This window comes from Flavobacterium sp. GT3R68 (assembly GCF_007109225.1).
Classification (GTDB): Bacteria; Bacteroidota; Bacteroidia; order Flavobacteriales; family Flavobacteriaceae; genus Flavobacterium.
Genome location: NZ_VJZK01000002.1, coordinates 234,992 through 258,612, shown reverse-complemented (window position 1 = coordinate 258,612; position 23,621 = coordinate 234,992). Strand labels below are relative to the sequence as shown.

Here is a 23,621-nt window from a genome sequence, read left to right as displayed (position 1 = left end):
ATTTATGCTAAATTATGGATTTATGCTAAAGTATTTTTAAGTATCTGATGAAATTACCTTCTTATTGAAATTGATATTCATAATCACGATAGCGACAATAATCAAAACGATACCAATCCATTGTGACAGAATTACAGTTTCATTTAAAATAAAAAATGCCATCAAAACAGAAACAGGAAGTTCCAATGCCGAAACGATGCTTCCTAAACCAATTCCGGTCAACGGAAACCCGGCGTTCATTAACATAGGCGGAATTACGGTCCCAAAAAGAGCCAGCAGAATTCCCCATTTGTAAAAAATATCGTAATTAATGGGCGTATTTTGGGTAACCACCGCAAAAATAAAAACGATTACGGCACCGCCTAAAAGCATATACAAACTGCGCTGTGCTGAGGAAATTACTACAGCCACTCTATTTGCCGTAAACATAGTTGTGGTAAAAGAAGCGGCGGCAAGAAGTCCTAGAATTATGCCATATGGCCAATTTGTTTTTGGGTCATTAAAATTGATGTCTAAGATGTTTATTGCCAAAATGGTTCCTCCTAATACTATTACGACTGAAAATATTTTTTGTAATGAGGGAGATTTCTTATCTAATACATACTCCAACAAAACGCCCATCCAAACGGTCTGCATGAGCAACACTATTCCGATCGAAACATCAATGTATTTGACAGCCATATAATAAAAGATACTTGTCAATCCAGTGGAAGTCCCTGCAATCATCAATTGTCTGATGTCTTTGCGGGATGCGTTCAAAACGGTATCGCCTTTTTTTACTTTCTGAAATCCATTAATGATTAGTATGGCAATGATTCCCAAAATAAACTGGGAAGTAGTTACTTCAGCAGGTGTGAAGGGGTATCCTGAAACTCCATTAGCCGAATATGCCAACTTTACAAACGTGGCCAGCATTCCGTAACTCGTGGCACCCAATCCTACTAAAAAAACTCCCTTTAAGACTCTATTTCCAAACATTTTTTCAAAATTAAAAAGCGGGCAAAGATAGACTATAGTTGTGAATTAAGACGTTTGTACGGAATGTTTTTGCATAAAAAAAACCTGTAAGCTTTCACATACAGGTTATATCTGAAAAATAAATAATTTATTTGGGTGGAGGCGAGCAAGGCAAATCCGAATTAAACATGTCTCGGAAAAGTTTCCATTTTCCGTCTTCCATTTTCCATAGAACCAATGCTTTCCCATGATCGATTTCTTTTCCCTCTTTGTCTTTTAGAACCCATGTGTCTTCTGTGAATGCCATTGTTTCGTCGCCCCACACATCCACAGCTTTTAGCGTTAAATTACTCGCCCCGGCTTTCATAAATCCTGATATTGTAGCTTGAATAGGGTCTCTTCCTGACGCCGTGTTTTGGTTGGGAGGCATGAACTTGGCGTCGGATGTGTAGCAATTGGCAACACCCAGAGAGTCGCCCTTATTAAAGGCATCCATAAAAACTTGACGTTCTTTTTCTATCGCTTGGGTTACAGCGACCTTGTCAAAGGTGATTTTCTTGTCTTTTTGGGATGAAGTGCAGCTAATAATTGCAAATGCTAGTGTCATCACCATGACAGACGTAAAAATGCATCTCATAAAATTTAAACTTTTTTTCATGATTTTGAATTTTTAAGAATTAAAATAGATTTTGTTAAATCACTATAAAGGTATTAATTATATTAACGTTTTTAATGATAAATAATTCACTAACTATTAAAATAAATTTATTACAAAATCATGAAACTGTAGTAGGTATGAAATACAAAAAAACCTGTAAGTGCCTATATATCAGGATTACTTACAGGTTCTCGGATAGAATTACTTTTCTTATTTAATCATATCAAAACTTCTTTTTACAAAAGCAGTTAACTCTTCGCCTTTCAAAAGGTTTTGCGATAATTTGGCTAAATCAAGCGCTTGTTTCACCAAACTTTCCTGAGTTTCTTTATCACTTGTGTTCAAGATATTGGAAGCCAAATCAGAGTTAGTATTCACCACCAGATTGTACATTTCTGGCATATTGCCCATTCCGAACATACCACCGCCACCGGACTGGCTCATTTCTTTCATTCTTCGCAAAAATTCTGGCTGCGTGATGATAAACGGTGCCGCCTGGCTGTCCATAGCTTCCAACTGTACTGAATATTTTGTTTTTGGAACTAAGGTTTCAAGAACAGATTTCAGGTTGTTTTTTTCTTCTTCCGATAATTTCGAAATCGTTTCTTCTTCTTTCTTGATTAAATTATCAATATGATCCGAATCCACTCTGACGAACGTCAACTGATTGTTATCCGATTCCAATTTCTGAATCAGATGCGAGATAATTGGGGAATCCAATAATAAAACTTCGTAGCCTTTCTCTTTTGCGATTTCAATGTAACTGTGTTGCGCATCTTTATTGGAAGCATAAAGCACCACTAATTTTCCGTTTTTATCGGTTTGCGTGGCAGTGAGGTTTTCCTTGATTTCATCTAAAGTGAGATACTTGTCGTCCACGGTAGGATACAGCATAAACGTTCCGGCTTTTTCATAGAATTTATCTTCTGACAGCATTCCGTATTCCAAAACAATTTTAATGTCATTCCATTTTTCTTCAAAATCCGCACGGTTTTCGGTAAACAATGCTTTCAATTTATCGGCTACTTTACGAGTGATATAATTTGAAATCTTCTTTACGGCGCCATCCGATTGTAAGCTGGAACGGGAAACATTCAAAGGAATATCCGGTGAATCGATCACCCCTTTCAGCATCGTTAAAAATTCAGGAACGATTCCTTCCACATTATCCGTTACATAGACCTGATTTTGGTACAATTGGATTTTGTCCTTTTGGATTTGTAAATCGGCACCTAATTTCGGGAAGTATAAAATCCCAGTTAAATTAAACGGATAGTCAACATTTAAGTGGATATGGAAAAGTGGCTCCTCAAATTGCAAAGGATAAACCTCGTGGTAGAAACTTTTATAATCTTCATCCGTCAATTCCGTTGGCTGTTTCGTCCACGCCGGATTCGGGTTGTTGATGATGTTATCTACTTCAACGGTTTTGAAGGGTTCGTCCTTGTCTTCTGATTCTACAAATTCGCCTTTCTTTTGTTCAATGTTTTCGGTTCTGGTCCCGAATTTAATTGGAATAGGCATAAACTTGTTATACTTGTTCAGCAATTCCTTAATCTTATATTCTTCCAAAAATTCTAATGAATCCTCAGCAATGTGCAGTATAATCTCCGTTCCACGAGTGGTTTTGTCACTTGGTTCCAAAGTGAATTCAGGGCTACCGTCACAGGTCCAATGCGCTGCCGGTTCGTCTTTGTATGATTTGGTGATGATTTCCACTTGGGAAGCCACCATGAATGCCGAATAAAAACCGAGTCCGAAATGACCAATGATTCCCGAATCTTTAGCGGAGTCTTTGTATTTCTCCAAAAATTCTTCCGCCCCTGAAAATGCCAATTGGTTGATATATTTTTCCACTTCATCGGCAGTCATACCAATACCCTGATCGATGATGTGAAGTTTCTTTCCTTCCTTGTCGATTTTTACTTCAATAATTGGGTTGCCATATTCTACTTTGGCTTCACCGATACTTGTTAAATGCTTTAATTTCAGTGTCGCGTCTGTACCGTTTGAAATCAATTCTCTTAAAAAGATTTCATGATCACTGTATAAGAATTTCTTGATAAGGGGAAAGATGTTTTCTACCGAAACATTAATTTTTCCAGTTGTCATATTTTGATTTTTAAGGTTAAATTTTTATAGTTCGGTCAAATAAGATACCAATTAAGGTTGAAGTGACAAATTGTCGCGGCATAAATTTTGTAAGTAAAAAAAGTAATTTTACAACAATTTAAATTGCATAGCTCCGTATATTTGTAATATTACTAACCTAAAACGTAATAGAATGAAAAAAGTAATTTTTTTAAGCATGATGGCAATTTTATTTTTTGCCTGTAAATCAAAGTCCGCAACGGAAACAAAACTGGATAGAAACGCTCAAGTGGCCATGAAAGGAAACTGGGTAATCAGTTCCGTGACTTATCCGGGTTCCGAATATATCAAGGTGAATTCTTTCCAATTGGCAGATTCAAAATGTTTTGAAGGAAGCACATGGAAATTTATTTCCAATAATAATAAAGGGGATATGGCTTTGAATAAAGCGGGCTGTACATCTTTCGCATCTCCAATCACCTGGTTTGTCAACAGAGACAGCCAATTTGTATTAAAGGTATTAAATGCCGGGGAAAAAGCAAGAAAAGTTAGGGATGGTTACATCCTGAAAATAGCCAATCAAAATGAAAATTCATTTCAGCTGATTGATAAGATTGACGTCGGTGGAAAAATGACAGACGTGGTTTACCAATTTCAAAAAGTTAATTAATTAAAAAAATACAGAATATGAAAAAGATTTCAATAGCAATACTGGCAGTAGTTATGACGGTAAGTTCCGTTTTCACAGGTTGCGAATCGGTAAAAAATACGAATAAAACACAACGTGGTGCTGCAATCGGAGCCGTAGGTGGTGCAGTAATCGGCGGGGTGTTAGGAAACAACCTTGGAAAAGGTGGAAAAGGAGCTCTTGGAGCTGTTTTAGGAGGTGTGATTGGTGGAGTTGCCGGTGGAGTTATCGGGAACAAAATGGATAAACAAGCCAGAGAAATAGACGCGGCGCTTCCGGGTGCAGATGTGGTTCGTGTGGGTGAAGGGATTAAGTTGGTGCTGAATGAAAATGCGGTGCGTTTTGATACAGATAAATCGACATTGACTGCTACCGCAAAAGCGAATCTTGACAAATTGGTTCCTGTATTTAAAGAATACGGAGATACGAACATTACAATTTATGGATATACCGACAGCACAGGATCTGTGGAGCATAACTTAAAACTTTCCGGTGAAAGAGCGGCTTCAGTAAGAAGTTATCTGATTAATAAAGGAGTGGCTTCAGGCCGATTCAGCGTTACCGGTTTAGGAGTTGCTGATCCAATTGCATCTAACGAAACGGTTGACGGAAGAAGTCAAAACCGTCGTGTGGAATTTGCAATTACCGCTAATGAGAAGATGATCCAGGATGCGAAAAAAGAGGCTGGAAACTAAAATATATTGATACTGAATCTATTGAAACCGTTCGCTTCTGTGAACGGTTTTTTTATGCGGTATAATGTTTTTCGGTTCCATATTTTTAATAAAGCGACTATCTTTGCACACTCATATCTTTATTTCCACCACATGCTTCAGGTCCAGAACATCTCTTTCGGTTATACCGATAAAAACGTCATACACCATATTGATTTTTCTGTCAGTAAAGGACAGAATATTGCGATAATTGGGGAAAGCGGATGCGGTAAAAGCACATTATTGAAACTGATTTATGGTTTGTATGATTTAAGCGGAGGCCAGGTTTTTTGGAATGAAACCGAAGTTTTAGGACCGAAGTTTCATTTGGTTCCCGGAATGCCTTTCATGAAATACCTGTCACAGGATTTCGATCTGATGCCTTACATCACTGTGGGGGAAAATGTCGGCAAATTTCTTTCCAATACCAATCCGGAACAGAAAAAACAACGTATTCAGGAATTGCTTGAAATTGTTGAAATGACCGGGTATTCAAATGTTAAGGCCCAATATTTAAGCGGAGGGCAGCAGCAGCGTGTGGCCCTTGCGAGGGTATTGGCTCTGGAACCGGAAGTTTTATTGCTCGACGAGCCCTTCAGCCATATTGATAATTTCAGGAAGAATGCGCTGCGCCGAAATTTATTCGCTTATTTGAAGTCTAAAGATATTACCGTTCTGATTGCGACTCATGACAGCACGGATGCCCTTTCGTTTGCCGATGAAACAATAGTACTTTATCAAGGTAAGATGATGCAGAAATCGAAGTCCGATGAAATATATGATGCGCCGTTAAATAAATATGTAGCATCGCTTTTTGGAGAAGTAAACGAATTATTATTGTCACAACTGACTTTTGTCGAAGCAGAAGATGAAACCATTTTACTGTATCCACACCAATTGAAAGTAGTCGACAACGGCCTTTTGAAAGTTGTCGTCAAACAATCCTATTTTAAGGGAAGCCATTATTTGATTAAGGCCGTTTTTGACCGGAAAGTGATTTTCTTTGAGCATGACACTGCATTAGATAACAATCAGGAAGTGACCCTCATGATTGCATAAAAAACAAAAACCCCGAAATGTTACTTTCGGGGTTTTTTTATTCTATTTAATTTTCTGTTAGTTTTTCAGGTATTTTTCCAAAAACTGGTCTTGTTCCCAAAGCAGGTGCAGAATGTTTTCTTTCGCGGCATAACCATGTGATTCCTTTGGTAAAATCACCATTCTGGCCGGAGCACCCAATCCTTTTAAAGCCTGGAAATAGCGTTCGGTCTGTAGTGTAAAAGTACCCGGATTATTATCGGCTTCCCCGTGAACCAACAATAAAGGGGTTTTCATTTTGTCCGCATTCATGAAAGGTGACATTGTGTTGTACACTTCTGGTGTTTCCCAGTAGTTACGTTGCTCGCTTTGGAAACCAAAAGGTGTCAGTGTTCTGTTGTACGCTCCGCTTCGTGCAATTCCGCAGGCAAATAGATTCGAATGCGTCAATAAATTGGCGGTCATGAAGGCCCCATACGAATGTCCGCCCACAGCCACTTTTTTTCTGTTGATGTAACCCAAAGCGTCTACCGCATTGATTGCTGCTTCCGCATTATCCACCAATTGCGACATGAAATTATCATTTGGCTCTGTTGTGCCTTCTCCAATAATTGGAAAAGCCGCATCGTCTAAAACTACATATCCTTTGGTTACCCAATACACGAACGAACCATAATTTGGGAAAGTGAATTCATTTGGATTTTGACTGCTTTGTCCGGCAGAGTTTTTGTCTTTGTATTCTGCCGGGTATGCCCAAATCAACAATGGCAGCTTTTCTTTCTTTACTTTATCATAACCAGCTGGCAAATATAAGGTTCCGGACAATTCCACTCCGTCTTTTCGTTTGTATTTGATTACTTCTTTGCTGACATTTTTGATGCTTACAAATGGATTTTGGAAAGCGGTAATTGGTGTGAGTTTATTGCTTTTGATGTTTCTGAAATAATAATTCGGGTAATCGTTTTTAGATTGGATCTGTACCAGGACTTCTCCTTTTTTGAAATCCTCAATCGATAACAAATCTTCTTTCTTATCCTTGTATGTAGACGTGTAAAGACGTTTTGTTTTTAAAGTTTTCAGGTTGAATTCATCAATGAAAGGAAATTGTCCGTTTTTTGTATATCCGTCCCCAACCAAATAAGCATTGTCTTTTTCCAAAGCCAGAACACGTTTTCCGTATTGGTTTTCGATGGTTTCAAAATTCCCCGGATCAGAATAAATATCCTGTGAGTTCCTGTCGGATATCACTTTTGGTGCTTCATTTGGATTTGATGGATTTATCAGATAGGTTTTGGTATTACGGGTGTCGTACCAGTCATCGGAAGCAATGGCAATATTGTCATTACCCCAGATAATGCCTCCATAACGTTGTTGGGTTTTCAATATTGAAAGCGGTTCAGTCGTAAAAGGAGCGTTCCAAAGGAAAACTTCGTCCCGCAATGCCGCTTTCGTCGCCTGGTCACCACCGTCAAGAGCCACCACATAACTTAATGTTGCCGGTTTATCGGCTCTCCAACCCATGCTTCTTTTTCCTTTTCTTACCGAAGAGAAACCTTTAGGCATGATTTCGTTTAGCGGCACTTCGTTTACGGTTTTAACTGCAGTTCCGTTTTTATCGTAAATCACCGTTTTAGATGGAAAACGACTCAAGGGAACGATATACGAAAATGGTTTTTGAATCGTGTTCAGCATCAAATAATTTCCGTCGGGAGAGAAACTTTCGCCGGCATACATATCGGCGCTTTTATATAAGGCCGCTGTTCCGTTAATGTTCACTTTATACAGTTCAGAAGTGCTGATGTTTTCGAAATTCACCTCGTCATTTTTGTTTTTCAACATATCCGGATAGGTCCTGTTTTGTGATTTGGCGCCATCGGTATTGGAGATAATCGGGCCGGTTGGCAAATCTTTTTTGGCATCCAGAAGAGCGGCTCTGTTTTTTGGCAGCATTTTCACCAAAATATTTTCATTGTCGTTGTACCAGCTGAATGGATTACCCATATTGGCATTCACATTCGCCTCGGTTAATTTTACTGCTTTTGCAGAAGCGACATCCAAAACCCAAAGTTCAACTCCGGTATTAGTTGTGTGGGAGAATAAAATCTTTTTGTCGTTTGGTGACCAAAGTAAATTACTGATTCTCGGATTAATCGGCAGGCCAGAAACCTGTACTTCGTTCTTGTCCTTAATTTTCCGTAATTTGATGTTGTTGATATAGGTCACCGTGCTCGAAATATTGGTGATCGGATTGATCCGCAATCCACCCAGACGCAACTCCTCCTGATTTAAATCGTCCAATGATTTATAGGTGTTTCGGTAGGTGAGGAGCATGTATTCTTTTTTGGTATCCATCGATACCGACGGAGCTCTTTCGTAATCGGCCAGGTCCAGGATCGATTTGGATGGTTTTTGGTAGGTCAGGTTTTCCTGCGAGAAACCGGAATACCCAAGACATAACAATAGTAATAAAATGACTTTTAATTTCATGTGCGGAACTATTTGTATTAATGAATGGTTGATAGAATTAATTGGTCTAAAGTACTTCAATCTTGTTACATCCGGAAACAATATTTTGTTTTTCATCATAATTGCCTAGCCCTGATGGAAGCGGCATCCCACACTTTTTCTGTGTGGATATAACGGACAGCAGGAAACAGCTCCTAAAAAGCAATTGCTAAAATAGTGGTAATTTGTGAGTGTATTGGTTTAATAGCTTAAATTTGTAGTTGTATTTAATCTAAAATAAAATGATGTATCATTCCAAAATTACGGGACTGGGTTATTATGTTCCCGATAATATAGTGACCAACGACGATTTGTCGAAATTGATGGACACCAATGATGAGTGGATTCAGGAGCGGACGGGAATTAAGGAAAGAAGACATATAATTCAGGGAGAAGACACGACCACTTCGATGGGAGTTAAGGCCGCCGAGATTGCTATTGAGCGTTCCGGTGTTGCCAAAGAAGATATAGATTTTGTGGTTTTTGCAACCCTGAGTCCGGATTACTATTTTCCGGGACCGGGAGTTTTGGTGCAACGTGATTTAGGGTTGAGAACAGTGGGCGCGTTGGATGTCAGAAACCAATGTTCCGGATTTATCTATGCCTTGTCAGTGGCCGACCAGTATATCAAAACGGGAATGTATAAAAACATTCTGATTATTGGATCGGAAGTACAATCGACAGGATTGGATATGACAGACCGAGGCCGTAGTGTTTCGGTGATTTTTGGCGATGGGGCAGGAGCAGCGGTTTTAAGCCGGGAAGAAGATCTGACCAAAGGAATCCTTTCCACACATCTGCATTCGGAAGGGGAACATGCCGCGGAACTGATTGTGAAAGCACCGGGAATGGGCGGACGCTGGGTAACCGATATCCTGAAGGACCAAAGCCCGGAAGACGACAGTTATTTTCCGTATATGAACGGTCAGTTTGTATTCAAGAATGCGGTGGTTCGTTTTAGCGAAGTGATAAACGAAGGTTTAGAAGCCAATAATCTGAAGACTTCCGATATTGACATGCTGATTCCGCATCAGGCGAATTTAAGGATTTCACAATTCATACAAAAGAAATTCGAATTGACGGATGACCAGGTTTTTAATAATATCCAGAAATACGGAAATACAACTGCAGCTTCGATTCCGATTGCGTTGACAGAAGCGTGGGAACAAGGGAAAATCAAATCAGGAGATACGGTAGTTTTGGCTGCTTTCGGAAGCGGATTTACGTGGGGAAGTGCCATTATCAAATGGTAATTTAAAGAGATAAAATATTAAGTATAAAAAAACTCGAAGCATGACACTTCGAGTTTTTTATTAATAACTAACTACTCTTATTTTTAGAACATTCCGCCCCCTTGGGTTTCATTGGCATCACGATCTTTTCTTTGCATGGCTTTGTTTTTTCCACCACCAAACATCAGGTTGAACCCAACATATACGGACTGGCTTTCCCAATAGAAGGCACCATGTTGTCTGTATGGATTGCTTCCGTCGAAAGAGAAATTCATCGTGTCGAATACGTCGTTCATACGGGCTGTAATGGTTCCCTTTCCTTTTAGAACGTTATAGGTAGCTCCAAAATCTGCTTTGTACATCGCTTTTCTTTCGAATTGCAAACTCAAATCACGACCTCTGTACATTCCAAATAATTGAAAACGAAGATTTTTTGTTGCTGTGAAAGTATTGTTGATCCTGGCATTGAAAGACGTGACATCTATTTCACCTGTTTCAAATTCATCAGTTGTAGCATTTTGAACGGTTCCCTTCACTGTTTTAAAATAAGCATCGACACTGGTGTTTGCCGACCACCATTTGGTGAATTTTAAGTTTGCTGAGGTTTCAACCCCAAAAGCATTGTTGTCATCGAAATTATCATAAGAAAGAATTCTTCTGTTCGGATCGTTAGGGTCATTAAAGATAACTCTGGATATTTCGTCGTTGATTTGTCTGTAGAATACACCTGCTGTAATCGAACCTAATGCAGAAGTTCGGGTATAATTTACTTCAAATGAATTGGTAAATTGTGGTTTCAATGAAGGATTTCCACGAGATTCCATCAATGATGTTGTCCATTCTCTGATTGGACTGATTTGTCCAATACTAGGGCGGTCTACTCTTCTGGAATAATTAAAATTGAAAGAGTTTTTCTCGCTCGCCGTATACGTTAAGAATGCGGATGGATAAAAGGAGAAAATATTATCGGTTACTTTTTCGTTACTATTGAACATTGGATTGGTTTCATTTTTCTCAAAATCCGCCTCGATTGCGTAATTCTCCAAACGAACTCCAATTTGTGCGCTCCATTTATTCCATTGTTTGCTGTAATTGGTATAGGCCGCATGAATGTTTCTGTTGAAATCAAAATAATTATGAGTCATATTGGAAGGAGCAATATCCTGAAAGTCACTTTTTGTATTTTGAATTCGGCTTTCTGCTCCTAATTCCAATTTTGCAGTTTCGGATAAAGGGTTCGTGTAATCTAAATTAAACTGAAAAGAATTCGTTTTTCCATCCACTATATTGGTATTCGTTGAAGTGGTGGTTGGAGTGAAAATGGTGTTGTCGTAACGTGTGTTTTCATCTTCTTTCGAATGCGAAAAATTGGCTTGTAATTCTAAATTTTCCCCTTTTTTCTTGAAGTCATGTTTGAAATCCATATCATACGTTTGCGATTTGTCATCACTTGTAGAGTCGAATAATTGTTCTGAATCACGATTTGGTGCACCGCCATTATTTGCATTCGGAGTTGTATTATCGAAATAGTCTACCGGTGTGCTTCCATTTCCGCTACCATCAGTAATATTTTGGATAGTGTAAAAAGAAAAGGTGTTTTTTTCATTGATATAATAATCTACACCAAGTTTCAGTAAATGAGAAGTGTTTTTATTTTTGAATGTAAATGTCTGATGATTTTCAAAAGTTGGTTTTTCGCTGAATACAAAACCATGATTGGCGTTAATACCGTGATTAATACCGTAATTACTGTACATATTTACTTTGCCAACTTTGTAATTTAAGTTCAAGGCAGTGTTCAGTTTTGGTGTTTTGGCAAAAGTGATACCTGTATTTAATGAACCATTGAAACCTTGATTGGCACTTTTGTGCAAAATGATATTAATGATACCACTCATCCCTTCCGGATTGTATTTTGAAGACGGATTGGTAATCGTTTCAATATCTTTAACTGAGGACGATGGAATCTGTTCTAATAATTGGGCTGGATCTAGGTTTGATGGCTTTCCGTCGATTAAGACACGGACATTTGCATTTCCTCTAAGGCTAATTTCTTTGGTTTGTGCATCCACACTTACTGTTGGAATGTTGTTTAAAATTGCCGCTGCTGTCGTTCCGGATGCTATTATATCCTTGCCGATATGATATACTTTTCGGTCTATTTTCTGAACGACACTTGTTCTTTCGGCAACCACTTCAACACCTTCCAATTGTACGGCTTCCTCTTCCAGATTGATGGTGTTTAGATTGACAGTTTTGTTATCCGCAGTTAAAACAACATTCTTGAAAATTGTTTTGTATCCGATAAACTGGATTTCTACAGTATAATTTTTTAATGCTAAATTTTTAATAGCAAAGGTTCCCGCGTCAGAGGTGATACCGCCTGTTATTACTTTGTCACTTTCCTTTACAATAATATTTACATATGGTAGTGGTTCGTTGGTAGTTTTGTCCACCACTTTTCCATTGATACTGCCGGGACTTTCAATTAGTGAGGGTTTGGCCGAATTTTGTGCCTGCATCGAAAGTATGGCTCCGAATAAGCATAGTAACATTAATTTGAACTTCATGATTTGTTTGATTTAAAATTGATTGATGCTGCAAATGTATTCTTATTTACTATAGTATGCAATACAAAGTACTATTTTATACAAAGTTTAACATTTATTAACAAGTATCTTTAATTGGGATATTCAACTAGACTGCAAAATGAATAAAATGTTACAGTTATTTTTGAAAAAAATGCGAAATTGTCAGTTTATCGGTCTTTTTGTATTTTTTAAAACATAATTATCTCCTTTTTCTGTTTTTGAGTTTACTCCATATTGACTATCTTTACGCCCTTAAAAAAAGACAAATGACACTATCTCAGATTCTCACGCCTTCTATTGAAAAAGCCATTCAGGCCTTATTTGACATTGCTATTGACAAAGTTGAATTTCAAGCGACACGCCGGGAATTTGAGGGGGATATTACGATGGTGATTTTTCCCTTGTTGAAAGTGATCAAAAGCAATCCGGTGGAATTAGGAAACAAAATAGGAAACTATTTGGTTGAAAATGTAGCGGAAGTGGATCGCTTTAATGTCGTTTCGGGCTTTTTGAATATTGTCATCGCTGACCAATATTATCTTAATTTCTTTAATGGAATAAAAGATGATTCCAAATATGGTTTCGTTACGCCAACTCCCGGAGATAAAGCGATTATGGTAGAATATTCTTCACCAAATACTAACAAACCGCTCCATTTGGGACACGTTCGTAATAATCTTTTGGGTTATTCTGTAGCTGAAATTATCAAAGCCTCGGGGAAGAAAGTATATAAAACGCAAATTATTAACGACCGTGGAATCCATATCTGTAAGTCGATGCTGGCATGGCAAAAATTTGGCAATGGTGAAACGCCGGCGTCAACGGGTTTAAAAGGCGACAAATTAGTGGGTAACTATTATGTTGCTTTTGATAAAGCTTATAAAGAAGAAATCAATCAATTAATCTCAGAAGGTAAGACCGAGGAAGAAGCTAAAAAAACCGCTCCGATTATTTTAGAAGCGCAGGAAATGCTTTTGAAATGGGAAGCGGGTGATGAAAAAGTAAAAGCGCTCTGGAACATGATGAACCAATGGGTTTATGATGGTTTTGCGACTACTTATAAAAGTATGGGTGTTGATTTTGATCAATATTATTACGAAAGCAATACCTATTTATTAGGAAAAGATGTGGTTCAGATTGGTTTGGAAAAAGGCGTGTTCGAAAAAGACCCGGACGGTTCGGTTTGGATTGATTTGACAGAAGACGGGCTCGACCGAAAAATCGTGCTGCGTTCGGACGGTACTGCGGTATACATGACACAGGATATCGGGACTGCCATTCAGCGTGTCAAGGATTTTCCGGATGTAGGAGGGATGGTTTACACTGTTGGAAATGAACAGGATTATCATTTCAAAGTATTGTTTTTGATTTTGAAAAAATTAGGATTTGATTGGTCTCAAAACCTGTTTCATCTATCTTACGGAATGGTGGATTTGCCTTCCGGAAAAATGAAAAGCCGCGAAGGAACTGTCGTTGATGCGGATGATTTAATGAATGAAATGACCGAAACCGCCCAAAAAATATCGGAAGATTTAGGTAAACTGGAAGGGTATTCGGAAGAAGAAAAGATAAATTTATACAACACGATCGGCATGGGTGCGCTGAAATATTATATTCTGAAAGTCGATCCCAAAAAACGTATCCTTTTCAATCCGGAAGAATCAGTTGATTTTGCTGGAAATACAGGACCGTTCATTCAATATACGTATGCGAGAATCCAGTCGATTTTACGCAAGGCCAACTTTGATTACAGCGCCATAACAGAAGCTTCCGAATTACACGAAAAGGAAAAAGAACTTCTGAAACAATTAGAGCTTTATCCTGAAGTGATTCAGAATGCGGCGCAAAACCACAGTCCGGCCTTGATTGCCAATTACACCTATGATTTGGTCAGAGAATATAATTCGTTTTACCAAAGTGTATTTATCTTGGGAGAAAAGAATGTCACCAAGAAAATTTTCCGCGTACAATTATCCAAAAAAGTTGCAGAAACCATTGCTTCTGCATTTGCATTATTAGGTATTGATGTTCCGGAACGAATGTAATTCCGTGAGTTAATTGTTGTATCTTTAGTAGCCTTAAAATGCCCTAAATAAATTACTTTTGAAAAAATTATCATTTCTTTCCTTATTAGCTTTGATTTTCATGTTGACTACAGCCTCGATGTGTAGTTCCGACGATAATTCGTCCTCTTCTCAAAATCCGACACCCGTAATCAATCTGATGACGCAGGGAACATGGCGGATTACCAGTTTTATCGAATCGGATAATAATGAGACAGCGAATTTTTCGGGGTATGCATTTACCTTTGGTGCTTCCAATGTTTTAACAGCTACCAATGGCGTTAATGCCTATACAGGTTCATGGTCCGTTACGGCCGACAATAGTACCGATGATGATGATCCGAGCGGTGATCTGGATTTTACTATTCTATTCGCCTCTCCGATTAATTTTATAGATTTATCAGATGACTGGGATATCGTTTCGCAAACCAGTACCAAAATCCAACTTATTGATATAAGTGGAGGTAATGGTGGAACAGACTACCTGACTTTTGAAAAAAATTAAAAATCAAAATTGAGTATATTACTAACCAGTCTTTTCGGACTGGTTTTTTTATTCAGATAATCGATAAAACTTCAAAATCAAATCCTTAAATTTGCACTTCAATAAAAGACACTATTATGTTCGATAATTTAAGCGATAAACTAGATAAAGCCTTTCATATACTAAAAGGACACGGTAAAATCACCGAAGTAAACGTAGCCGATACTTTGAAAGAAGTGCGCCGCGCTTTGTTGGATGCCGATGTCAATTTCAAGATTGCCAAAGATTTTACCACTAAGGTAAAAGAAAAAGCAATTGGACAAAATGTATTGACCACGCTTCAGCCGGGACAATTGTTAGTCAAATTAGTTAAAGATGAGCTGACCGAATTAATGGGTGGTGATGTAGCCGGAATCAATCTTTCGGGAGCGCCAACAGTAATCTTAATGTCGGGTCTGCAAGGTTCTGGAAAAACAACTTTCTCCGGAAAATTGGCAAATTTTCTTAAAACCAAAAAGAATAAAAAACCGCTTTTAGTAGCGTGTGATATATACCGCCCTGCAGCAATCAACCAGTTGCATGTTGTAGGGGATCAAATCGGAGTTGAGGTTTACTCGGAACCAGAAAACAAAAATCCTGTAGAGATTGCTCAAAACGCTATCAAGCATGCCAAAGCAAACGGATTCAATGTCGTGATTATAGATACGGCGGGTCGTTTGGCAGTGGATGAGGAAATGATGGATGAAATCGAACGCGTTCATAAAGCCATTCAGCCGCAGGAAACCTTGTTCGTTGTGGATGCCATGACGGGACAAGATGCTGTAAACACTGCAAAAGCGTTCAACGACAGATTGAACTTTGACGGAGTTATCCTTACCAAATTAGATGGAGATACCCGTGGAGGAGCTGCAATTTCTATTAAATCGGTAGTTAACAAACCAATCAAATTTGTTGGTACCGGCGAAAAAATGGATGCAATTGATATATTCTATCCAATCCGTATGGCGGAACGTATCCTTGGAATGGGAGATGTTGTGTCGTTGGTGGAAAGAGCACACGAGCAATTTGATGAGGAGGAAGCCAGAAAGTTACAAAAGAAAATTGCAAAGAATGAATTTGGTTTTGATGATTTCCTGACCCAAATTCAGCAAGTGAAGAAAATGGGTAACATGAAAGACTTGGTCGGTATGATTCCCGGAGCTTCCAAAGCGATGAAAGATGTGGAGATTGAAGACGACGCTTTCAAACATATTGAAGCCATCATCCACTCGATGACTCCGAGTGAAAGAACGAAACCGTCCATCATCGATGTAAAAAGAAAAACCAGAATCGCAAAAGGTTCCGGAACTAAAATCGAGCAGGTCAATCAATTGATGAAACAGTTCGACCAGATGAGTAAAATGATGAAAATGATGCAAGGCCCGGGGGGAAAAAACCTGATGAAAATGATGGGCGGCATGAATGGGATGAGATAATATTTGTAAGGTTTAAAGCTTCAGTCTGTTGAAACTTTAAACCTTTTTTTTATATAAAACAACAACAAAACTACAACGAAGATTCTCCGTGGGGACTTCACAACTAAACTATTTACAATGCAACTACTAGACGGAAAAAAAGTATCCGAGGACATCAAGATTGAAATCACCGCTGAGGTTCAGAAGATGCGGGAAAATAATGAAAAAGTGCCTCACCTGGCTGCTATTATCGTAGGTAATGATGGCGCCAGTCTGACGTATGTGGGAAGTAAAGTTACTGCTTGCGAACGCGTAGGTTTTGAATCTACATTGGTTAAAATGCCGAGCACAACTTCCGAAACGGAGCTTCTGATGAAAATCAGCGAACTGAATATGGATGATAATATCGATGGATTTATCGTTCAGTTACCATTACCCGATCAGATCGATACTCAAAAAGTACTGATGGCTATTGATCCAAGTAAAGATGTGGATGGTTTTCATCCTGAAAATTTTGGAAAAATGGCGTTGGATATGACTACTTTCATACCTGCTACGCCATTTGGAATTCTGGAATTATTGGAAAGATACAATGTGGAAACTCAGGGAAAACATACTGTAGTTATTGGCCGCAGTCATATTGTAGGACGTCCGATGAGCATCCTTATGGGAAGAAAAGGGTTTCCCGGGAATTCCACGGTTACAGTGACACACAGTTATACCAAAAATATTGCGCAAATCACCACACAGGCTGATATCATCATCACTGCTTTGGGTGTTCCGAATTATCTGAAAGCCGAAATGGTAAAAGACGGTGCCGTAGTTATTGATGTCGGAATTACAAGAGTAGCGGATAGTTCTACCGAAAAAGGTTATGTGATTACCGGTGACGTTGATTTTGAGAATGTCAGCAAAAAAGCATCTTTCATTACGCCCGTTCCAGGTGGAGTAGGACCGATGACCATTGCGATGCTGCTGAAAAATACGCTGCTGGCAAGGGAACAGAAACGATTTAAAAATTTATAAAATCATATGCCACGCCTCAGCGTGGCTTTTTTTAAGATATGGGAAATCCGCAAGGAATGCAGTTTAAGAGTATCGATGAATTTCTGGATCACCTGCCGGAAAAGGAACTGGAAATTGTTCAATTTCTGCGCAAAATTATATTGGACTGTATTTTTGACTGCAAGGAAAAATTGGCCTATAATGTCCCTTTTTATTATCGGCATTCCCGTATTTGTTATATCTGGCCGGCTTCTGTTCCGTGGGGAAAAGTTGAGGAAGGAGTGGCGATTGGATTTTGCAAGGGTGATTTGCTTTCTGATGAAACTTTTAAATCGGAAAATTTCATGTCCAAACTGATTTTCACTTCCATTCAGGAAATTGACGTTCCGTTGTTAAAACAGCAGATTTACGATGCTGTCTCACTTGATGAAAAGCTTGTTAAGGCCAAGCGAAGGAAAATCCAATAATTAATAATCCCCTCGTTTTTTGAATCGGGGATCATCTCTTTTGATGAATTCTGTTTTTTTTATTGCGGGCTCTGCTTTTGGCAGACTGGCTTCCTCTGTTTTGCTCGAAGGTTCAATAAGCTGGTTTAATTCTTTTATTTCAGTATCCGTTAAATCACGGAATCGTCCAACGGGAATGTCCAGAGAGATATTAATAATTCGGATTCTCTTCAACGCTGTAACATCGTAACCCAAATATTCGCACATGCGACGGATCTGACGGTTCAGCCCTTGTGTCAGGATAATTTTAAAAATGTATTTGCTGATTTGTTCGACTTTACATTTTCGGGTTACGGTGTCCAAAATAGGTACGCCATTTCCCATGCGTTCAATAAAACGATCGGTAATCGGTCTGTTTACGGTAACCGTATATTCTTTTTCGTGATTGTTTCGGGCACGAAGAATTTTATTAACGATATCGCCGTCGTTGGTCATAAATATTAAACCTTCACTGGCTTTGTCCAAACGTCCGATAGGGAAAATCCTTTTTGGATAATTGATGTAATCTACGATGTTATTACGGACGTCCAGATTGGTAGTGCATTCAATTCCTACAGGTTTATTGAAGGCCAAATACACTGGTTTCTCATTTTTTTCGACGATAAGCTTTCCGTCAATACGGACTTCATCAGTTGTCGACACTTTGGTTCCCATTTCCGGTACGATACCGTTGATGGTAACCCGTCCTTCTTCAATAAGCTTGTCGGCTTCACGACGGGAACAATAGCCGGTTTCACCGATGAATTTATTAAGACGTTTTAGATTTTCTTCCATAATGCAAAAGTAAGCAATTTAGATTGTTGGTTGGCTTTGCTCGTTTAGAAAATTAATAATATGAAGTCAGGAGATGTTTTTTTGGAATCCAGACCCTGATTTATAGCCCCGATAAGAGTGGAAATCCCGCGTTTTTTTACGCGGATTGCAACGAATAGCGGGAGAGAACGGTCATTAAAATTCCGGTTATTCTGCTTCAAACAAAAATCGGGAGACTTTTTGGTATAGGTCGTCATCGTGCATGCTGTGTCCTAATCCTTTGGTTTCAATGAAAATGGCGTCTTTCCAGCTGCCGGCAATTTTTTTTCCTTCTTCAAATAAGACGACGGTATCATCCACATCGTGGGCAATAAAACCTTTGATTTGTATTTTGGAAGCGAATAATTTTGCGGAGAACTCTTCAAGTTTAAGTTTGAAATGCGTAAAGTAATGGTCTTCCAGTGCTTTGGAAATCTTGGCATTCAGGCTCAATAGGGTGATATAATTGTTGAGTATTATTTTGAAATCACTCGGAGCACCCAAAATGACCATTTTCTGAATCGTAGTATTTTGGTATAACGATTGGTAATAAAGGATGGCTTTTCCGCCGATGGAATGTCCGATCAGGTAGTGAGGCTTGAATTTTTCGACCGCCAGATTAATGAATTCGGCATATTTTGGAATGCTGAATTCCTTTCCGCTGGACAGTCCGTGTGCGGGTCCGTCGAGAGCGATGATGGTGCTTCCCGATTTTTTCAGGTAAGGCAATATGTTTTCCCATCTCGAGGCATTGCTTTCCCAACCGTGAACCAGTAAAATTACGGTATCATTGCCTTTCCAGGTATACGTTTGAAAGAAATGATCGTCTTTTTGGAACGTTTCGGTTTGGGTTTCCTGCAGGATTCCGGGCAGATTGTTTTTCGATAATCTTCCATCTCTCGGTTCACTGAAGAAAGCATAAGCCAATTGAGAGGCCTTCCTTGGATATACAAAACTTAGTAAATTAATGTACAATCCAAGAGTCTTAGTGAACAGGAAAAAAGATAGCTGTTTCATAATAAAAAAGCCACGCTTAGCGTGGCTTAAATTTACTTAAATTTTAGAGAATAAGAGCTCCATTTTCTCTCTTTCTTCTTCGGCCAGAGAGCTGTCGACTAATATTCTTCCCGAGTGCTCATCGGTAATGATCTTTTTTCTGGATGCTATTTCCACTTGTGTTTGTGGCGGAATAGTAAAGAATGAACCTGCTGACGCGCCTCTTTCGATAGAAACTACAGCTAAACCGTTGCGAACACTTGTTCTGATTCGGTTGTAGGCGGCCAATAATCTTTCTTCAATTAATTCCTGGTACTCGGATGATTTTTCTGATAAGAAGTTTTCTTCTTTAGCAGTTTCAGACATGATTGCTTCAAGTTCTGATTTTTTATGCTTTAAGTGGCTGGATTTAGTTTCCAACCGCTCTTTTGATCCAGAAATCACTTCTTTCTTATGTTCGATAGAAGCTTTCATTTCCTTAATCTGCTTTTCAGCCAATTGGATTTCCAACTCCTGAAATTCAACTTCTTTGGTTAAAGAGTTGAATTCTCTGTTGTTACGAACAGTATCTTGTTGTTTTGTATATTTTTTGATTGATTCTTTGTGCTCGTCAATTGCATTTTTCTTGGTTTTGATGAGTTCTTCAATACCATCCAAATCAGTCTTAAGTTTCTCCAAACGTGTGCTTAAACCAGCCACTTCATCTTCTAAATCTTCCACTTCTAAAGGAAGTTCCCCTCTTACATTTCTGATTTCGTCAATTCTAGTATCGATTAATTGTAAATCGTATAATGCTCTTAACTTGTCTTCTACACTTAGTTCTTTCGTATTCGCCATATTTTATAAGTACTTAACTGGATTTGTATTCTCTTCAGAAAAAATAATTGCAAAATTAAGGATTTTTTTCCGAAGATAATCAACAATATAATTTTTTGTATAGCGTTCGCTTTCAAAATGTCCGATATCTGCCAAAAGTAACTGATTTTCAGCTTCATAAAACTGATGATATTTCAAATCGGCGGTTAAAAAGGCATCCGCACCGGCCATGATCGCATTTTTTATCGCATAACTTCCCGAGCCGCCCAGAACGGCCACTTTCTTGATTGGTTTTCCCGTAAATTCGGAATGGCGGATACCGTTAGCTTCCATTTTTTCTTTTACAAAAGTGAGAAAATCCTTTTCGTTCATCGGGTGCTTTAATTCCCCAATCATCCCCAGACCTATGCTTTGGTGCTGATTTTGAAGGTCATATATTTCGTACGCAATTTCTTCATACACATGGTTGTTAAAAAGCGCTTTGAGGATTTTGGCCTGCAGATGTTTTTCAAAAATGACTTCGATTTTGATTTCGTCGCCTTCTACAAACTCAAAACGTTCGCCAATTTCAGGGTTGCTGTGTTCATTGCCCATATAGGTTCCGATACCCTTCGAATTGAAACTGCAGTTTTCGTAATTTCCAATGTTTCCCGCGCCGGCATCAAATAAGGCATTCCGGACTTTTTCGGCATTTTCGGGAATCGTATAAGTCACTAACTTCCGGATAAAATTTAATTTTGGAATGAGGACTTTTGCGTTAGTTAGTCCCAGCGCATCACAAAATATTTTATTCACCCCATCCTTATGGTTGTCTAAAGCGGTATGAACGGCATAGATGGCAACATCATTTTTGATGGCTTTAATAATCGAACGTTCCACATAGTTTTTGCCTGTTATTTTTTTTAATCCTGAAAAAACAATCGGGTGGAAACAAACCACCAGATTACATTTTTTTGCGATGGCTTCATCAATTACATTTTCCAAAGCATCATGGCAAACCAGAACTCCGGCTGCTTCCATATCCAGATTGCCTACCAATAACCCAACGTTGTCAAAGTCTTCAGCATAGGCCAGGGGCGCCATTTCATCAAGTATGGTAAGGATTTCTTTAATTTTCATGGTAAAAGATTGTTGAATTATTGGAATTTTATTTGGATGAGCCGCAAATCAATAAGTACACATTTATTTCTATTCAAAGATAAAATATTATACTTTCGTAAAATGATTTTACTGCGAAAAATACTCTTCCCATTTGCCATTTTGTATGGTGTCATCACGAGTATCCGCAATTTCCTGTTCGATAAGGGAATTTTAATATCATATACTTTTGATTTACCAATTATAGCCGTGGGCAATCTCAGTGTTGGTGGGACCGGTAAGACCCCGCAAATTGAATATTTAATACGACTGCTTTCCAAAAATTATAAAATAGCGACGCTCAGTCGTGGGTATAAAAGAAAATCTGAAGGTTTTATCTTGGCAGATGCCACATCAGACGCTTCCATTCTTGGAGATGAACCTTTTCAGTTTTATCAGAAATTCAAAAACATTCAGGTGGCTGTTGATGCCAATCGCAAAAACGGTATCGAACAATTGCTTTCCCAATCTGAAAAACCGGAAGTGATATTATTGGATGATGCTTTTCAGCATAGAAAAGTGAAGGCCGGTTTATATATTTTACTGACCGCTTACGGTGATTTGTATGTGGACGATTATATTTTACCAACGGGTAATTTACGGGAAAGCAGAAGCGGAGCCAAACGGGCGACTGTTGTGATTGTGACCAAATGTCCTCCAGATCTTTCTATCGAAGAGCAAAATAATATTACCAAAAAATTAAATCTCGCTAAAAGTCAGCAATTATACTTCACTTATATAGAGTACGATGATTTCGTTTATTCCGAAAACCAGCAGATAAAAGTGAGTGATCTGCAGAGTGTTGATAAATTACTTTTGGCAGGGATTGCGAAACCTGAACCGTTTTTTGCATATTTGCAAAATCCGGGTGATGTCTGTATGACTTTTCCGGATCATCATCATTTTGATGACAAAGATATTTTAGAAATTAAAAACAAATCACAAAACAAGATCATAATTACTACCGAGAAGGATTTCATGAGATTGAAAGGCAGTATTCCGGGACATCAGCTTTTTTATTTACCGATAAAAAGTTCTTTTCTGGCCGGAGGTTCGGATTTTGATAAAACTATTACAAATTATGTGGGAAAAAGTACAGGAAACCGTTAGTTATATTCAATCAAAAATCAATTTTGCACCCGAATATGGTATTATTTTAGGTTCCGGATTAGGCGGTTTTACCGATGACATTGAAATCGAATTTACATTGCCTTATAATGAAATCCCGAATTTCCCGGTATCTACCGTAGAAGGACATAAAGGAGCTTTGGTTTTTGGAACCATTGGAACAAAAAAGGTCGTCGCGATGCAGGGCCGTTTTCATTTTTATGAAGGTTATTCCATGAAAGAGGTGACCTTTCCGGTGCGTGTCATGAAATATCTAGGAATCAATAAAGTGGTAGTTTCAAATGCTTCAGGAGGGGTGAATCCTAATTATAAAGTGGGTGATATTGTGATTATCAAAGATCATATCAATATGATGCCGGAACATCCTTTGAGAGGTAGGAATGAAGAACGCTTTGGTCCACGATTTTTGAACATGAGCGAGCCATATTCCAAAAAAATGATTGGGAAGGCGAAAGAAGTAGCTTCAGATCTGCAAATTGAAGTTAAAGATGGGGTTTATTTAGGTTTGCAGGGACCGACTTTCGAGACGTTGTCCGAATACAGAATGGTCAAAATATTAGGTGGTGATTGTGTTGGTATGTCAACCGTGCCGGAAGTGATTGTCGCTCGTCATATGGATATGGAGTGCTTTGGAGTTTCTGTAATCACCGATATGGGCGATGAGGATAACATTGATGAAGTGAGCCACGCGGAAGTACTTAAAGCTGCCGAAAAAGCCGAGCCTCATGTTAGAAACCTGATTAAGGAGCTGATAATAAGATATTAGT

Annotated in this window: 20 protein-coding genes; 11 read left to right on the top strand and 9 right to left on the bottom strand. The window is 38.6% G+C overall.

Translation table 11 applies throughout. The features are described from left to right. Nucleotides 1-36 precede the first annotated feature (36 nt). The 3 genes from FNW07_RS05495 to htpG form a co-directional block, all read right to left on the bottom strand. The gene (locus FNW07_RS05495; protein ID WP_126743536.1) at nt 37-978 is read right to left on the bottom strand and encodes a DMT family transporter; all 942 of its coding nucleotides are present in this window, start codon (nt 976-978) and stop codon (nt 37-39) included. Between the two features lie 127 nt (nt 979-1,105). After that, the gene (locus tag FNW07_RS05490) at nt 1,106-1,594 is read right to left on the bottom strand and encodes a nuclear transport factor 2 family protein (protein WP_158626840.1); all 489 of its coding nucleotides are present in this window, start codon (nt 1,592-1,594) and stop codon (nt 1,106-1,108) included. A 231-nt stretch (nt 1,595-1,825) separates the two neighbouring features. After that, a complete protein-coding gene (htpG, locus tag FNW07_RS05485; RefSeq protein WP_126743538.1) occupies nt 1,826-3,727 on the bottom strand; it encodes a molecular chaperone HtpG in 1,902 nt (633 codons plus the stop codon). 172 nt (nt 3,728-3,899) lie between these two features. On the opposite strand from htpG, the gene FNW07_RS05480 reads away from it, so the two are divergent. From FNW07_RS05480 to FNW07_RS05470, 3 genes are all read left to right on the top strand, one after another. Beyond that, nucleotides 3,900-4,376, top strand: a complete 477-nt coding sequence (locus FNW07_RS05480; RefSeq protein ID WP_126743539.1) for a lipocalin family protein — start codon at nt 3,900-3,902, stop codon at nt 4,374-4,376. Between the two features lie 17 nt (nt 4,377-4,393). Continuing rightward, nucleotides 4,394-5,089 carry an OmpA family protein gene (locus FNW07_RS05475; protein WP_126743540.1) on the top strand — a complete coding sequence of 232 codons (696 nt, stop codon included), beginning with the start codon at nt 4,394-4,396 and terminating at the stop codon, nt 5,087-5,089. A 132-nt stretch (nt 5,090-5,221) separates the two neighbouring features. Then, the gene (locus tag FNW07_RS05470; protein WP_126743541.1) at nt 5,222-6,166 is read left to right on the top strand and encodes an ABC transporter ATP-binding protein; all 945 of its coding nucleotides are present in this window, start codon (nt 5,222-5,224) and stop codon (nt 6,164-6,166) included. 57 nt (nt 6,167-6,223) lie between these two features. Here the strand turns inward: FNW07_RS05470 and FNW07_RS05465 are convergent, their stop codons facing one another. Further along, the gene (locus FNW07_RS05465; RefSeq protein ID WP_126743542.1) at nt 6,224-8,632 is read right to left on the bottom strand and encodes a S9 family peptidase; all 2,409 of its coding nucleotides are present in this window, start codon (nt 8,630-8,632) and stop codon (nt 6,224-6,226) included. A gap of 263 nt (nt 8,633-8,895) precedes the next feature. On the opposite strand from FNW07_RS05465, the gene FNW07_RS05460 reads away from it, so the two are divergent. Then, entirely contained in the window at nt 8,896-9,903 is a 1,008-nt protein-coding gene (locus FNW07_RS05460; protein WP_126743637.1) for a 3-oxoacyl-ACP synthase III family protein, read from the top strand. Nucleotides 9,904-9,986: 83 nt separating this feature from the next. Here the strand turns inward: FNW07_RS05460 and FNW07_RS05455 are convergent, their stop codons facing one another. Further along, entirely contained in the window at nt 9,987-12,452 is a 2,466-nt protein-coding gene (locus FNW07_RS05455; RefSeq protein ID WP_126743543.1) for a TonB-dependent receptor domain-containing protein, read from the bottom strand. Nucleotides 12,453-12,739: 287 nt separating this feature from the next. Between FNW07_RS05455 and argS the strand changes: the two genes are divergently transcribed. The 5 genes from argS (at nt 12,740) to FNW07_RS05430 (ending at nt 17,946) form a co-directional block, all read left to right on the top strand. After that, complete coding sequence (gene argS / locus FNW07_RS05450) at nt 12,740-14,518, top strand: arginine--tRNA ligase (protein WP_126743544.1); 1,779 nt, start codon at nt 12,740-12,742, stop codon at nt 14,516-14,518. 58 nt (nt 14,519-14,576) lie between these two features. Further along, a complete protein-coding gene (locus tag FNW07_RS05445; protein WP_126743545.1) occupies nt 14,577-15,041 on the top strand; it encodes a hypothetical protein in 465 nt (154 codons plus the stop codon). 116 nt (nt 15,042-15,157) lie between these two features. Further along, the gene (gene ffh, locus FNW07_RS05440; protein WP_126743546.1) at nt 15,158-16,495 is read left to right on the top strand and encodes a signal recognition particle protein; all 1,338 of its coding nucleotides are present in this window, start codon (nt 15,158-15,160) and stop codon (nt 16,493-16,495) included. A gap of 117 nt (nt 16,496-16,612) precedes the next feature. Further along, entirely contained in the window at nt 16,613-17,500 is an 888-nt protein-coding gene (locus tag FNW07_RS05435) for a bifunctional 5,10-methylenetetrahydrofolate dehydrogenase/5,10-methenyltetrahydrofolate cyclohydrolase (RefSeq protein ID WP_126743547.1), read from the top strand. 38 nt (nt 17,501-17,538) lie between these two features. Beyond that, nucleotides 17,539-17,946, top strand: a complete 408-nt coding sequence (locus FNW07_RS05430; RefSeq protein ID WP_126743548.1) for a DUF1801 domain-containing protein — start codon at nt 17,539-17,541, stop codon at nt 17,944-17,946. On the opposite strand, the gene rluF is transcribed toward FNW07_RS05430, so the two are convergent. The 4 genes from rluF to FNW07_RS05410 all read right to left on the bottom strand — a co-directional run bounded on the left by rluF (nt 17,947) and on the right by FNW07_RS05410 (nt 21,708). Next, nucleotides 17,947-18,759 carry a 23S rRNA pseudouridine(2604) synthase RluF gene (gene rluF, locus FNW07_RS05425; RefSeq protein ID WP_126743549.1) on the bottom strand — a complete coding sequence of 271 codons (813 nt, stop codon included), beginning with the start codon at nt 18,757-18,759 and terminating at the stop codon, nt 17,947-17,949. 186 nt (nt 18,760-18,945) lie between these two features. Beyond that, nucleotides 18,946-19,794 carry an alpha/beta hydrolase gene (locus tag FNW07_RS05420; protein ID WP_126743550.1) on the bottom strand — a complete coding sequence of 283 codons (849 nt, stop codon included), beginning with the start codon at nt 19,792-19,794 and terminating at the stop codon, nt 18,946-18,948. Between the two features lie 36 nt (nt 19,795-19,830). Next, nucleotides 19,831-20,610 carry a zinc ribbon domain-containing protein gene (locus tag FNW07_RS05415; RefSeq protein WP_126743551.1) on the bottom strand — a complete coding sequence of 260 codons (780 nt, stop codon included), beginning with the start codon at nt 20,608-20,610 and terminating at the stop codon, nt 19,831-19,833. Nucleotides 20,611-20,613: 3 nt separating this feature from the next. Further along, nucleotides 20,614-21,708, bottom strand: a complete 1,095-nt coding sequence (locus FNW07_RS05410) for a Nif3-like dinuclear metal center hexameric protein (protein WP_126743552.1) — start codon at nt 21,706-21,708, stop codon at nt 20,614-20,616. Nucleotides 21,709-21,810: 102 nt separating this feature from the next. Between FNW07_RS05410 and lpxK the strand changes: the two genes are divergently transcribed. Beyond that, nucleotides 21,811-22,836 carry a tetraacyldisaccharide 4'-kinase gene (gene lpxK / locus FNW07_RS05405; RefSeq protein WP_126743553.1) on the top strand — a complete coding sequence of 342 codons (1,026 nt, stop codon included), beginning with the start codon at nt 21,811-21,813 and terminating at the stop codon, nt 22,834-22,836. Then, nucleotides 22,808-23,620 (top strand): purine-nucleoside phosphorylase, encoded by an 813-nt coding sequence (locus FNW07_RS05400; protein WP_126743554.1) that lies wholly within the window; start codon nt 22,808-22,810, stop codon nt 23,618-23,620. Before lpxK ends, FNW07_RS05400 begins: the two co-directional genes overlap by 29 nt. Nucleotide 23,621 lies beyond the last annotated feature (1 nt).

Bases quoted from the DNA above. Each gene is read 5' to 3' on its own strand.
- FNW07_RS05495 (WP_126743536.1), bottom strand. From the start codon at position 978: ATGTTTGGAAATAGAGTCTTAAAGGGAGTTTTTTTAGTAGGATTGGGT.
- FNW07_RS05490 (WP_158626840.1), bottom strand. From the start codon at position 1,594: ATGAGATGCATTTTTACGTCTGTCATGGTGATGACACTAGCATTTGCA.
- htpG (WP_126743538.1), bottom strand. From the start codon at position 3,727: ATGACAACTGGAAAAATTAATGTTTCGGTAGAAAACATCTTTCCCCTT.
- FNW07_RS05480 (WP_126743539.1), top strand. From the start codon at position 3,900: ATGAAAAAAGTAATTTTTTTAAGCATGATGGCAATTTTATTTTTTGCC.
- FNW07_RS05475 (WP_126743540.1), top strand. From the start codon at position 4,394: ATGAAAAAGATTTCAATAGCAATACTGGCAGTAGTTATGACGGTAAGT.
- FNW07_RS05470 (WP_126743541.1), top strand. From the start codon at position 5,222: ATGCTTCAGGTCCAGAACATCTCTTTCGGTTATACCGATAAAAACGTC.
- FNW07_RS05465 (WP_126743542.1), bottom strand. From the start codon at position 8,632: ATGAAATTAAAAGTCATTTTATTACTATTGTTATGTCTTGGGTATTCC.
- FNW07_RS05460 (WP_126743637.1), top strand. From the start codon at position 8,896: ATGTATCATTCCAAAATTACGGGACTGGGTTATTATGTTCCCGATAAT.
- FNW07_RS05455 (WP_126743543.1), bottom strand. From the start codon at position 12,452: ATGAAGTTCAAATTAATGTTACTATGCTTATTCGGAGCCATACTTTCG.
- argS (WP_126743544.1), top strand. From the start codon at position 12,740: ATGACACTATCTCAGATTCTCACGCCTTCTATTGAAAAAGCCATTCAG.
- ffh (WP_126743546.1), top strand. From the start codon at position 15,158: ATGTTCGATAATTTAAGCGATAAACTAGATAAAGCCTTTCATATACTA.
- FNW07_RS05435 (WP_126743547.1), top strand. From the start codon at position 16,613: ATGCAACTACTAGACGGAAAAAAAGTATCCGAGGACATCAAGATTGAA.
- FNW07_RS05430 (WP_126743548.1), top strand. From the start codon at position 17,539: ATGGGAAATCCGCAAGGAATGCAGTTTAAGAGTATCGATGAATTTCTG.
- rluF (WP_126743549.1), bottom strand. From the start codon at position 18,759: ATGGAAGAAAATCTAAAACGTCTTAATAAATTCATCGGTGAAACCGGC.
- FNW07_RS05420 (WP_126743550.1), bottom strand. From the start codon at position 19,794: ATGAAACAGCTATCTTTTTTCCTGTTCACTAAGACTCTTGGATTGTAC.
- FNW07_RS05415 (WP_126743551.1), bottom strand. From the start codon at position 20,610: ATGGCGAATACGAAAGAACTAAGTGTAGAAGACAAGTTAAGAGCATTA.
- FNW07_RS05410 (WP_126743552.1), bottom strand. From the start codon at position 21,708: ATGAAAATTAAAGAAATCCTTACCATACTTGATGAAATGGCGCCCCTG.
- lpxK (WP_126743553.1), top strand. From the start codon at position 21,811: ATGATTTTACTGCGAAAAATACTCTTCCCATTTGCCATTTTGTATGGT.
- FNW07_RS05400 (WP_126743554.1), top strand. From the start codon at position 22,808: ATGTGGGAAAAAGTACAGGAAACCGTTAGTTATATTCAATCAAAAATC.